The 12560-nt window shown below is 60.5% G+C and carries 12 protein-coding genes; 5 read left to right on the plus strand and 7 right to left on the minus strand.

Features of this window, described 5'->3' with window-relative positions:
• Positions 1–835: 835 nt before the first annotated feature.
• Both HGK27_RS08370 and HGK27_RS08375 read right to left on the minus strand, forming a co-directional pair.
• Entirely contained in the window at positions 836–1000 is a 165-nt protein-coding gene (locus tag HGK27_RS08370) for a hypothetical protein (RefSeq protein WP_206240115.1), read from the minus strand.
• Between the two features lie 313 nt (positions 1001–1313).
• On the minus strand, positions 1314–1640 hold the full coding sequence (locus tag HGK27_RS08375; protein WP_206240116.1) for a hypothetical protein: 327 nt from the start codon (positions 1638–1640) through the stop codon (positions 1314–1316).
• Positions 1641–1771: 131 nt separating this feature from the next.
• Between HGK27_RS08375 and HGK27_RS08380 the strand changes: the two genes are divergently transcribed.
• On the plus strand, positions 1772–2008 hold the full coding sequence (locus HGK27_RS08380) for a hypothetical protein (protein ID WP_206240117.1): 237 nt from the start codon (positions 1772–1774) through the stop codon (positions 2006–2008).
• A 248-nt stretch (positions 2009–2256) separates the two neighbouring features.
• On the plus strand, positions 2257–4140 hold the full coding sequence (locus HGK27_RS08385; protein ID WP_206240118.1) for a methyl-accepting chemotaxis protein: 1884 nt from the start codon (positions 2257–2259) through the stop codon (positions 4138–4140).
• A gap of 601 nt (positions 4141–4741) precedes the next feature.
• Here the strand turns inward: HGK27_RS08385 and HGK27_RS08390 are convergent.
• From HGK27_RS08390 to HGK27_RS08405, 4 genes are all read right to left on the minus strand, one after another.
• Positions 4742–5407, minus strand: coding sequence for a YoaK family protein (locus HGK27_RS08390; protein WP_206240119.1), 666 nt, complete (start codon positions 5405–5407; stop codon positions 4742–4744).
• A gap of 273 nt (positions 5408–5680) precedes the next feature.
• Positions 5681–6589, minus strand: coding sequence for a LysR family transcriptional regulator (locus HGK27_RS08395; protein WP_206240120.1), 909 nt, complete (start codon positions 6587–6589; stop codon positions 5681–5683).
• Positions 6590–6592: 3 nt separating this feature from the next.
• Complete coding sequence (locus tag HGK27_RS08400; RefSeq protein ID WP_206240121.1) at positions 6593–7849, minus strand: MFS transporter; 1257 nt, start codon at positions 7847–7849, stop codon at positions 6593–6595.
• Positions 7850–7975: 126 nt separating this feature from the next.
• Positions 7976–8863, minus strand: a complete 888-nt coding sequence (locus tag HGK27_RS08405; protein ID WP_206240122.1) for an aldo/keto reductase — start codon at positions 8861–8863, stop codon at positions 7976–7978.
• Positions 8864–9277: 414 nt separating this feature from the next.
• On the opposite strand from HGK27_RS08405, the gene HGK27_RS08410 reads away from it, so the two are divergent.
• From HGK27_RS08410 to HGK27_RS08420, 3 genes are all read left to right on the plus strand, one after another.
• Positions 9278–10582 (plus strand): alginate export family protein, encoded by a 1305-nt coding sequence (locus HGK27_RS08410; protein WP_206240123.1) that lies wholly within the window; start codon positions 9278–9280, stop codon positions 10580–10582.
• 112 nt (positions 10583–10694) lie between these two features.
• Positions 10695–11705 carry a GTP 3',8-cyclase MoaA gene (gene moaA / locus HGK27_RS08415; RefSeq protein WP_206240124.1) on the plus strand — a complete coding sequence of 337 codons (1011 nt, stop codon included), beginning with the start codon at positions 10695–10697 and terminating at the stop codon, positions 11703–11705.
• A gap of 1 nt (position 11706) precedes the next feature.
• Positions 11707–11928, plus strand: coding sequence for a MoaD/ThiS family protein (locus HGK27_RS08420; protein ID WP_206240125.1), 222 nt, complete (start codon positions 11707–11709; stop codon positions 11926–11928).
• Positions 11929–11976: 48 nt separating this feature from the next.
• Here HGK27_RS08420 and HGK27_RS08425 read toward each other — a convergent pair whose 3' ends face one another.
• A complete protein-coding gene (locus HGK27_RS08425; protein ID WP_206240126.1) occupies positions 11977–12558 on the minus strand; it encodes a nucleotidyltransferase family protein in 582 nt (193 codons plus the stop codon).
• Positions 12559–12560 lie beyond the last annotated feature (2 nt).

Genomic DNA, 12560 nt, shown 5'->3' on the forward strand with positions numbered 1-12560 from the left:
CCATCCTCATTGGTTATTCTCTCGTAATATCCAGAGGGTAGGAACCACCCTGTCGCTGCGTAGTTATCCTAATAGAAACAGGCTATGCCGCTAAGGGGCGAATTTATCGTGGGAACTCTTTGTTTTTCGAGCCCTACGCTCCTTATGCGGCTCGGTCGGGACGCGGATGCGCTTGAGAATCCGACGTTGGGTCAGGCTGTAGCCCACGTCGTTGGACAGCCTACCGATGACCATTGTCTTTTCGATATCATCACGGACGCCGGGATGATGACCTATACGGTTATCAGAGAGCTGGCCGAGACCTCCGCTTTCAGCCATTGGGTCAAGAGCCACCAAGCCATCGTGCCAGGTTGACACCTGCTGAAGGAAAAATCGCTCGGGCATTATTTGTCGAATGAAATTCGCCGATATAGGTTCAGGCATATCGAGCCGGGATACTCAGGATATCCGCACGGACAAAGTCCACTTTTGGACCATATTGGTTCCAATGGGAAGCGGGAATTGCCATTTCATCCCCCTTCATCCCAGTGTGACTCGCCGTAGGTTGGAAAATAGAAGCGCTCGCCCAAACCCCCGGAACGTAATGCACTTTCGATCTTTTATAAGCCGACGCCCAAACCGCCTGCAGCAGTCGGTTGTGTCGCGAGCGTTCCTGGCCGCTTATTGACCCCCTGTGCACCAGGAGCGCGCGCCTTTTCTCAGAATTTACATCTCGCAGCGGTCTATCTAGGACTGACCTCCTGCGGGTGCAGAATGAATATAGGACGGCTTCCGATGATCAGGTCCGAGGACCCGTATAGCGCCTTAGTCAGGGGGAGCCCGCAGTTCAGTTACTTCAATAGTCAGCGTTAGCGACAGTGGCGTTGGCGCGCTTAAGCAATGCAAGCACCATCAGCCCTTGCACGAAGATCGAGAACGCCACCACAGCGAAGGTCACATCGATCAGCGCGTCCCGGTCTGGTAATGCCTTGGGCGCGGCCAGCGCCAGTGCCAAAGCCAAGCCGGACGCTAGACGGTTTGCACCCGAGGGTATGAAGCCTCAACTTTCACTCGTGATAGCGCGGGAAGGGCACGTTTTGACGCGTCTCCTGCCGATTTTTAACCGCAGCGAAGGGGTGAAAGTCTTTCTTATAGGGGAGCTTGTTCGCGATTTGGAGCAGCCATATGAAAAATGTGGTGTTCGGGATGCCCGCGCAGCTCTGCTGGCAGGGCGAGGATGTTTCTGCCGTTTGGCCTGGACGGTCCAATAGAACGGACTGGAATCTGGGTGTTGCGATACTATACGTGATAAACCAAGGTGCCGAGCTGCAGCATCAGTTCGAAATCGAGACTGAGTACAGCCGATTGGACCATCTCGCCATCCAACGGCTTGCCGAGAGCAGCCTTTTCCAGCGATGGCGCCAGGAACAGAGCTGAAAGGCGCGCGCCGTAAGGCGAGCGCCCGCTTGTTGCTCGAAGGCCCAGCGGAACTCGTTGCCCTTCCAGCCATAGCTCTTGCCGACATCCTGTGCCGCCGTCCTGAGCGACGCCCGAGCAAAGATCATGAAGTCCCGGCCCAGCAACACGTTGGCGCCCGCACCGGGCCCACCCCATAAGTGATAGTTCTCGCAGCCGATCGCTGCGCCAGAAACATCGGTCACCGTACCGTTCAGTCATTTATAGCTGAGGAGGGCCACGGCGCATATCGCCGGTCTAGGGAAACACTCAAGGTATACGAATTTTACACCCACTTGCTCCGATGACGTAAGCGCAAGCCAATGCGAGTGAAGCCATGACGCTGGATACCTTACCTGACGCAAAAGACGCAGCCACGCTTTTTGTTCGGAATGGCAGAACCTCAGGCCTGCCTGTGGTTCATAACACCTTTGACGGCTGTGCGCGCCTCCTCAAGGGCATGTGGCCGCCCGAAGAGGGCAGCACACTATGGATCGAGTGCATGGGGCAGAAGTTTGACGGCGCATGGATCAACGCGCATTTCGGACTGGTGCAACCAGACGCGGACGAGTGAGCGATCGAGCCGGTTCGGATCGGGCAGCACTGCTGCCATGATGATCAACATGGTCTCGGATATGGCCCACCGGACTATCGATGTAAGGACGCTGCCCGCGGCGCGGCTTTGCTGGATGGTTTAAATCTTGAGATCGGTGATGAAAGAAAAGGTTAACGCAGGCTTTCGCAGCTGCCACGGGTGGAATGGCAGGGCTGGTTGAACCTTATCGTCTAATGCTCGTGGCACGCGATGCACCGGAGCTGGCAATGTTGGAACGTTTCAGGATCAGAACCATCGTGACTGTCGGCACTCTGCTGCTGTCGGCGGGAATGGTGTTGACCTCGCTCAGTCATATTGTCGGCGCAAATTTTGCCATCAGGGACATGATCCTTAGCACCAGTAGCATGCTTCCCAGCGTGGCCGTTCTTGGCAAGTCGACCGTGAACTTTGAACTTGTCAGACTTCGGCTGGCCCGGGCCATGCTGGCCGAAACGCCCGAGCAAAAGACCAATGCCATCAGTGCCTACAAAGCTGCGGTCGTTCAGGTCGACCAAAATCTGAAAGCCTATGCCCCACTGGTGGGTGACGAGCGGGATGCAGCCCTCTATCAAACCATTATTCAGCGCTGGAGCGCTTTTAAGCCACAGCTGGAAGAGGTCGCGCAGCTATCCCTGGGCGGGAAGCAGAGCGAAGCCAACCAGCTCTTTCAGAATAAGATCGTTGGCGATGCGGAAGCTATTCAGCGGTCGCTGGACGCCACAACCGACTATAATATGTCCGAAGCGAAGCGACACACTGCGAACTCGGTGCGCGAGGCGAGGGCCGCTATCCAGCGCAGTGCGCTTGCGGGATTTGCGGGTCTCATGTTGGGCCTTTTCATTCTTTTGTTGTTTGGCCGGCGGGTGACCGGCCCCCTGAGCAAACTCGAAAAGGCAATGGAGGCCATGGCCGAAGGGCAGCTCGAAATTGAAATACCGGGATCGGAGAATCGTGATGAATTGGGTAGGATTGCTCGGGCGCTAGATGGAATCAAACTGAGCATTGCCCGGCGGGCGGTTATCGATGGAAATCTCCAGCTCGCTGTTCAGCGACAGGTAACGGGCGCGCTGGAGAAAGCGCTCATGGCGTTGAAATCCGGGCAACTGGCTTATCGGATCGGCGATGATTTTCCGGAGAAGTACGAGCAGTTACGGCATGATTTCAATGCCATGATTGAGGCTCTTGAAGATCAGCTGCAGGAAGTTGCTCTGGCCTCGATCACTGTGCGCGCGGGGGCGAGCGAAATCTCAGCGGCCGCACTGGATTTGGCCACGCGAACCGAACGGCAAGCGGCGAGCCTGGGCGAAACAGCCGTGACAGTTAACGCCCTGACGGAATCTGTCACTCAGGTTCGGGCCGCTGCCGCAACTGCCGCTGGTGCTGCGCGAGAGGCGGAAAAGGAGGCGACAAACAGTGGCAGGCAAATGGGCGATGCGGTCACCGCCATGACCTCGATTGCCGCGACATCCGAGAAGATGAGAAGCATTGTCGCGATCATCGACGGTATTTCCTTCCAGACGAATCTTCTCGCCTTGAACGCAGGCGTAGAGGCGGCCCGGGCGGGTGACGCTGGTCGTGGTTTTGCCGTTGTCGCAACTGAAGTCCGTGGGCTCGCCGAGCGCAGCTCCAAGGCAGCAAGTGAAATCGGTGAGTTGATCGTCAACTCAGGCCGGGAAGTGCAGCAAGGGGTCGAAATGGTTAGCCAAACCCAGGCTTCATTGTTGCGGATCGTCAAGCAGGCCGTCGATGTTTCCAACATGATTGTAGGATTGACCCAGAAATGTGGGCAACAAGCGGATGCCATTGCGATGGTCAACGGCGTGATCGGCAATTTGGACAACGCGACGCAGCAAAATGCCGCCCTTGTCGAAGAAGCGGCCGCTTCGGCTGTCAGCCTTGCCAATGAATCCGAGCGCCTGGCGCAGGTGGTGGGACGGTTCAACTTGGAAGGCCTAGACCGTGCTATCGATCCTACGGCTAGGTTGACGGCGGCTGATGAGCACAGACATTCCTCAACAGCACCGTCGCGTTCGAATGGGAGGGTTCAGCGTCTCGATGTTACACCTGAAGACCAAGCTGCCGTCAGGGGCAGGGGCTGGTCGCCACTCTAAATGCTATAAAATCTCGCTGTAAGGCGGGCATGAGAACCGTTCGGTGCGGTTCGGGGCAACAGCTAGAATTGTAGCATGAAGCCAACGGGAGTCATTGGATGTATCGGCGACGGGCAATTCGCGTCCACGTCATGCCTCGGGCCAAATTGGGTTTTATGTCCCAGTTCTATCCGTAAGGATCTCACGTACCCACGTGAACAACTTTCCGCTTACGAGGTTGCTGATCCGTCTGCCCAGGGAAAACTTTGTCGAATGATTTCGGTCGTTTGCGTACGAAAGACTCCAGTGCAGGAACCCGCGGGCCCCACGCGCTGGTCTATGGGTAAATGGGCTTTGGGCTGGTTCTGGCGGGTGAGCGCTGCCGATCCGGAAGTGCTGCTACCGGCCGGATCAACGTGATTTTATGAGGTTTCAGGCGGCGGCCGGCGTTGGTTCTGCTGGCCAGTGAGCCCAGCACCCGGCGCAATTCCGGGATTGGGATGCGCCGGACCACCGGCCAGGGCGCCATGGGCTTGACCTTTATGCAGGATGAGCCATGCCCGATCTTGGCGCGTTTCTCCGGGCGGGCGGTCGATGACAGAGCCTGGGGGCGACGATCATGTCAGCTTCGCGAGAGGGCAGGATGGCGGGACATTGGCCCCAGGCACAGCGCCCTGCCAAGAAGGAGAAGGCTGAAGCCAGCAGCAATCCAGAGTGCATTAAGGCCGAGAAGTTCGAACTCATGTGCCCCGGTCGCCGCGCCAATCATAAAGCCGAGCCACAAAAGACCGTAGGGCACCCAACTCCATCGGGGGCCGCCAGTCACTGCGGTGGCCAGATGCTGGCCCAGCTTGACGAGCGTGCCGGTCATATAGGTCACACCGACACTCACCTCGCCGTTGCGCTGAAACATGGCGTTTGCCGTGCCCATGGCGCCGGCCATCAAAAGAGGCGATGTCATGAACGGTGCTGCCATGTCGTAAGCCAGAGCGGCAAAAGCGAGGATGGTGCTGGTCAGGGAAAGAACTGCCTGCTTCCGCCAGCGCCCCGTTCCGGCTCCTAAGAGAGAGCCGGCGATCACGCCACCCACAAACGCTGCAAGCAGGGTCAGGGTCGTCATGGCCGCTCGGTTCGGCTGAACCAGCGACACAGCGATCCGCGTGGAGTTACCGCTCATAAAGGAAACGAACATTCCGCCCAGATAGCAGAAGCCGAGAGCATCGACGAAACCGGCAAGCGCGGCCAGGCCGATCGCCAGGCCTTGATAGCGGAGTTCGTAAGTTCGCATTCTACGACCATAGCGTCTCGCAAGCGCAAGCCAAGAGAGACCACATGCAGGGGAGATAGCGTATCCCTTCCTCAGTCGCGACATCGCGACCCCAGCGACTACGAGCACATGCGGGTCCACTCCGCCCGATCAGGCGGTTCACGCATCTAGGTTATGCCGCCAACGGTCCTCATTTACATAAGTCGCTGACAAACCCGCCATTCCCAGCCCAGCGGCAACTCCCTGATAGCTGCCCTAGGTTCAGAGCCTCAGGCCGAAATAGCGCGAACCCAATTACAGCCCCAGCGGTCGGATCTTCCGTATGTGTTCGATCAGCACCTTCAGGGCAGTCGGCACTTGCCGCCTGCTGGAATAGTAGATCTGATAACCCGCCCCGGTGGTGCTCCAATCCGTCAAGACCTGCCGCAGCTCACCACGCGCGATGTAGGGTGCCAGAACCGGTTCGGCGGCATATATCAGCCCTGATCCGCTGAGCGCGAAGGCCAGGTTGGCGCGAGCCCCGTTGACGATCAGGCCCTCTCGCATCGGCACCGCAAACTCACCGTCGGGGCCCATGAATTCCCAATTGTAGATGCGGTCATTGCCGAGGCGATAGCCGATGCAGCGATGGTGGCTGAGATCGTCTGGCGTTTGCGGCGTGCCATGGCGTTCAAGATATGCTGGCGACCCCACAACGATCCAGCCAAGGTCTTTCGACAGGCGCTGGGCGATCATGTCTTCGGGCACGGTGCCGCCATGACGGATGCCGGCATCGAAGCCCTCACCAATGACATCGACCAGACGATCGTTTGACTCGATGTCGAGATGGATATCCGGATAGAGCTCCGCAAAACCAGGCATGATAGGGGCCAACAGCAAGACGGCAGCGTCGTCGAGCACGTTGAGCCTGATCCGCCCGGCAGGAACGTCTCGGAACCGGTTGAGAGCATCCCGTGCCTGCTCGATGGCATCGAACGGGCCCGAGATGGAGGCCAGCAGTTCCTCGCCCGCCGCCGTCAGGGTCACGCTGCGACTGGTGCGGTTGAGCAACCGCACGCCCAGCCTATCCTCCAGCCCCTTGAGCGCATGGCTCAAGGCCGAAGCGCTGATACCCAGCTCTGTCCCGGCAGCGCGAAAGTTTCGATGCTTCGCGAGCGCCAGGAAATAGGTGAAGACAGCAATGTCAGCGCGATTGATGGCCATGCCCTATGGTGCGACCGCGCGGGCGCTTGTGCAAACATCATTTCGCGCGCCGCCGCAGACCTTTGCGCGGCCGCCGATCGTCAATGCTACGAGAGCCGCGACCACCAAAAGGACCGCACTGCCGATGAATGTCGCCACGGGGCCATATCCGTCGAAGAGAACCCCGCCGCCGCCTGCTCCGACGCAGATCCCGATCTGAGCGACTGCCACCATCAGCCCACCACCAGCTTCGGCGTTGTTCGGCGCGGCGCGGGTGACCCATGTCCACCAGACAACCGGCGCTGCGGTGCTGACCAGCCCCCAGATGGCAAGGAGGGCGCCAGTTGCCAGCAGGGAATGGCCATAGGTCGCCAGACCGATTGCTACCACGGCCAATATGCCCGGCAGCGCGGCGAGCGTGAGATGAAGGCGTTCGCCGATCGCTCGGCCGATCAAGGACGTGCCGACAAAGCCGGCGATGCCCACGATCAGGAGGACGCCCGACAGTTGGGCGCCCCTGACATGCGTCACCTGCTCCAGGAAGGGGCGGAGGTATGTGAACAGCCAGAATGTGCCTGCAAAGAAGAGGAGGCCGCCCAGGTAGCCGTGGGCCACGCCGGGCTTGCGCAGCAGGTCGATCATGCTGCCCGCATCCTTGTGTCGCCGGGCTGGAAGCGAGGGAAGCGAAATCGCCATCCATGCCAGTGCGGCAACGGCCAGCGGGATGAACGAGAAAAAGGCCCCGCGCCAGCCCAGAAGGCCGCCGATAAAGCTGCCAAGAGGGGCTGCAATCGTTGAGGCCAGCGCAGGACCGGCGTTGACCACTGCCAGCGCCTTCGGCACGGATCGGGCAGGAACAAGCCGCATCGCCGTGGCGGCGGACAGGGACCAGAAGCCGCCCAGGGCGACCCCGACCAGCACACGGCCCACCAGCATGACAGGAAAATTGGGAGCAAATGCGACGATGGCGCCGGACAGGATCATCAGCGTGGTTTGGAAGAGCAGCACGCGCCGTCGGTCGATCCCGCCGATAACCTTCGAGACGGCCAGGCTGGTGACAAGCGCAGCCAGCGCGCAAGCGGAGATGGCCTGCCCGGCTTGCCCCTCGGTCAATCGCAGGTCCTTGGCGATCGGGCTCAACAAGCTGACCGGCATGAACTCGAAGGACACCAGGCCGAACGAGCACAGCGCCATCGCATAGACCGCACCCCAGGCCGGTTTTCCCTCGCTTGCCTCAGTGATGCCGATTGAGGCGGTGGAAACTTCAGGTGATCCAGACATGCGCAGGCTCCTGCGGAATAGAGAACATCAAACGCCACGCAGGCGGCGGCATCCTGCGATGCCTGCCGCCTGGCTGCGACCCGTCAGGCTTGACCCGAGGGCTTTATCTGCTGAGTGAGAGCTGGTTCAGTCCCGGGCCACCAGAGTACCGTCGGCCTGGAGCTTACCCCCGTAGACCGGGAAGAGGCTGGCATCGCCGTAGTTCTTGATGCGATCGACGGCCTTCAGGGCTGCGATATCTGCATCGGAAATCTCGAAGTCCACGGCAGCATTGACCCGCATATGCTCGGCGTTGGCCGACTTGGGGAGAGGCAGCATGCCGAGCTGGAGGCAATAACGGATGCAGAGCTGAGCAATGCTGACCCCATAGCTCTCGGCCATGGCGGCGAGCTGCGGATTGTCGAGGATCTTGCCATGGGCGACCGGGGAATAGGCTTTGACCAGAATACCCTTCTTCTGCGTGTAGTCGATCACGTCGAAGGGCGTGTTGCTGACATGGGCCAGGATCTGGTTCACCATCGGCTTGACCGAGCCGTTCTCAAGCAGATTGTCGAGATCGACCGCCTCGAAGTTGGAGACGCCGATCGAGCGGAGCTTGCCGGCGGCATAGGCCTCCTCAAGCGCGCGCCAGGCCGCCAGATTGCCTTCGAAGAAGTGCTCGCCCTCGCGGAAGTCCATCCAGGGCTGCGGACTGTGGATGATCATCAGATCGATGTGATCGAGGCCGAGCGTCTTGAGCGACCCGTCGATGGCCTCCTTGGCGCCTTCAAAGGTCTTGATTGCAGCATCGAGCTTGGTGGTGACAAACACGTTATCACGGGACAGCCCGCAGGTCCGGATGCCTTCGCCCACACCGCGCTCGTTCTGGTAGCCCTGCGCGGTGTCGAAATGGCGATAGCCGATCTGGGCTGCGTCCCGCACCACCTGCGCGACCTTGTTATCGTCAATGCGCCAGGTGCCGAGACCAAGCTTTGGGACGCTGACACCGTTCGGAAGCAGATAGGTGTCGTTCAAGATCATCGGGTCATCCTTTACAGCCTGGCTCCAGGCTGGCCCGCAATCGCCGGGGCGATCAGAGCCAGCTTTGTAAGCCGCATCGATCTGGTCTCCTTCTACCCGATGCAGGATGACCCGATTAGACGCCTTGCCTCTCACGGGTCATTGAACCAAATTCATCGATCAGGCATATCTGGGCTTCCTACCGATGGTCTATGCAATGATCATGTCGATCACGAAACGGTAGCGGACATCCTTGCTCGTGGCGGCGCTGATGCCGCTACGCTGGATCACAAATTCGGCGGAGGCTGATCTCGGCAAGTAGCCTGCATAGACCGATCCCAAGTTCTTCTTCGACGACAGCGAGCCTACGACCCCCTAAGCCCCATTGGATTGACGGGGGTGAACATGGGAACGTTCTGGACATGGACGATGGCGATTTTCCTCGCCACGGCATCGCCTGCGCTTGCGCAGGATGACGATGGGTTCGATCTCTCTGGCACCATGCGGCTGCGCTATGAGGCGATCGCCAATCAACCGCGCGTCGGCTACAATCGCAATGATGCGCTCGTCAATCTGCGCACGACGGTGATGGCACGCTATCAATCCGGCCCCTTCACCGTGGCGGCCGAGATCTGGGACAGCCGCGTCTACGGTGAAAACCCCGGAAGCCCGGTTACGACCGGAGAGGTCAACACACTTGAGCCCGTGCAGGCCTTCGTCACGTGGAAAGGCACCATCCGGAAAGCAAAAGTCTCAGCGCAGGCTGGTCGGTTCACGCTCAACATCGGCTCGCGCCGCCTGGTGGGGGCCGACGAATACCGCAACACCACCAATGGCTACACCGGATTACGGGGCGACCTTCTGACCGGCGGCCTGACAGCGGCCGCCATCTACGTCCTGCCCCAGCAACGGCGACCTGACGACGCGGCTTCACTGCAAGGTAATGCGGTGGCCCTCGATCGCGAAGGCTTCGACCTGGTGCTGTGGGGCACGACAATCGCAAGAGCAAAAATCCGGGGCTCGCTGATGGTCGAGGCCAGCTTCTATCATCTGGGCGAGCGCGACATGCCCGGTCGCCCCACGCGTGACCGCTCGCTTGACACGTGGGGTGGGCGGTTGATCCGTGATCCTGCGAAGGGTGAACTGGACGGCGAAGTCGAGGCATTTTACCAGTCCGGAACGATCAGCGCCTCCACCGCGCCCAGCGCGGCCAGACTGCCGGTATCGGCCTGGTTCGTCCATGCGGCGGCCGGCTACTCCTTCCCAGGACGGCTCAAGGCGCGCCTCGCGCTGCAGTACGACCGCGCCAGCGGCGATCACGGCGGCAAGACCTACGGCCGCTTTGATACGCTATACGGGATGCGCCGGGCCGACCTCGCGCCGGCGGGCCTCTACAATGCCGTGGGACGGGCGAACATCTCGACACCCGGCCTGCGCTTCGAGGTTGCACCTTCCCGGCGCTGGGATGCCTTTGCCACCTATCATGCCCTGTGGCTCGCCTCACGTACAGACAGTTTCTCGACCACCGGTGTTCGTGACGCCAGCGGCAAAGCGGGAGCATTCGCCGGGCATCAGTTCGATGCGCGCTTTCGCTGGTGGGTCAAGCCAGCCAAGCTGAGGCTGGAACTCGATGGGGTGCTGCTGTCCGAGGGACGTTTCCTCGAAACGGCTCCCAACGCCACCGCCGGAACCACAACAGCCTATGGCTCGGCAAACCTCACAGCATCGTTCTAGGATGGGAGCGGTCATAGTCCTTCACGCGTTCATCTGGTTTTCTTTGCTTGCCGGAGGCTGAAGCGGGATGGCGATCCAGGATCCGCAATGCTAGCCTGTTGCCATGGAAGCTATGGCCCAATCCCCGGCAGCCTTGCTGACCGATCGCTTCGCGCGGACGATCAGCTACCTGCGGTTGAGCGTGATTGATCGCTGCGACTTGCGCTGCACCTATTGCATGCCCGAGCGCCAATCATTTCTGCCCAAGGCCGAGGTTCTAACCCTGGAGGAACTCTACAGCCTGTCACGCGGCTTCATGGCGCGTGGGGTCCGGAAAATCCGATTGACCGGGGGCGAGCCTTTGGTTCGGCGCGACATGGTCGATCTGGTGCGGGCCTTGGGCAGGCATATCGGCACGGATCTCGATGAGCTGACGCTGACTACCAATGGCACCCATCTGGCCGCTCATGCCGAAGCGCTCGCAGCGGCGGGAGTGCGACGGATCAACGTCTCCCTCGACACGCTCGATCCCGCGCGTTTCGCTCGCATCACGAGACGGGACGCGCTGGGCTCCGTGCTGGAGGGCATTGCGGCAGCGCAGGCGGTAGGCATCGCTGTGAAGATCAACACGGTAGCCCTGAAGGACGAAAACGGGGATGAGCTGCCCGACATCATCTCTTGGGCCCACGCACAGGGTCACGAAATCACGCTCATCGAGGTCATGCCCCTGGGCTCTGTTGACGGCGATCGCTATGATCAATTCCTGCCGCTGTTCGCCGTTGGGACCCAACTCGAGCAGCGCTGGACATTGACCCCCGAGACCCATCGCAGTGGGGGCCCTGCGCATTATGTGCGAGTAGCCCAGACCGGAGGCAGGCTTGGCTTCATCACCCCTCTCACCAACAATTTCTGCGCGGGGTGCAATCGGGTGCGAGTGACGGCAACCGGCCAACTCTTTGCGTGCCTTGGCGGGCGCGAGCAGGTCGATCTGCGTGCAGCACTCAGGGGAGCCAACCCCGAGGCAGCTCTCAACGCGGCGCTGAACGAAGCCATGCGGATCAAGCCCGAAAAGCATCATTTTGCGATTTCTTCACCCGGCGCTGAGCCAGCGTTGGCACGGCATATGTCGATGACGGGGGGCTGACATGAGCAAGGAGACGGTGCGTCTGGTTTACCTTGGGCGCCTCGCCGATCTCAACGGTCCCATCGTTGTAAGTCCCGGGCCACTGGCTAATCTGACTTTGCCCGACGGCGTGGTGGGACCACGCGTGCGTCTTGCCCTCAATGGGGTGCTGGTAGCTGCACAGGGCCTCGTGCTTGCCGATGGTGACGAGCTGGCCTTTCTGCCACCCGTTAGCGGCGGCTGACGAAGGCGAGCAGAGCCCCTTGTTTTCTCGGTTTTCTGGCGGCTTGGCTTATCGCGTCATGGAGCCACGTGCTCGCTCAAGATCCTCCGGCGTATCGATGTCCACCAACTCGCGCTCGGGAACAGCGATACCCTTAGCAAAACCCGGCTGATTGAGCAGATGCCGCGCCCCGGTGTCGCCCTTCAGCTCCGTTAAGGCCCCCAACCGCTGCCCTCCAAAGCAGGCCGGTGGCCCTAGTCGGCCATCGGGATACCGGCAGGCGCTTATCTCGCCAGGGTCAGTCTGCGCGACAAGCGCCCGTAAGGTTTCGAGGCTGACAAAGGGCATGTCGGCCAAGGTCACCAGCAATGAGGATACCGCAATTTCCGCTGCGATATGAGCGGCCAAAGCGAGCGAGGAGGCCATGCCGCTCGCAGCATCCGGATTGTGAACGACCTCAGCCTGCGGCAAGGGCGCTTCCAACCAGACAGGAACGCCCGCCGACGCAATGAAAACAACGGAAGGGCTCAGTTCCCGAGCGACGGAAACCGCCCACATTCCCACTGGTCGGCCACCCAGATCAAGGTGCAGCTTGCCACCGCCCATGCGCGAACCGGCGCCAGCCCCCAGCACCGCCACAAGTGCCGTCATAC

The sequence above is a fragment of the Novosphingobium terrae genome (genome assembly GCF_017163935.1).
GTDB lineage: Bacteria > Pseudomonadota > Alphaproteobacteria > Sphingomonadales > Sphingomonadaceae > Novosphingobium > Novosphingobium terrae.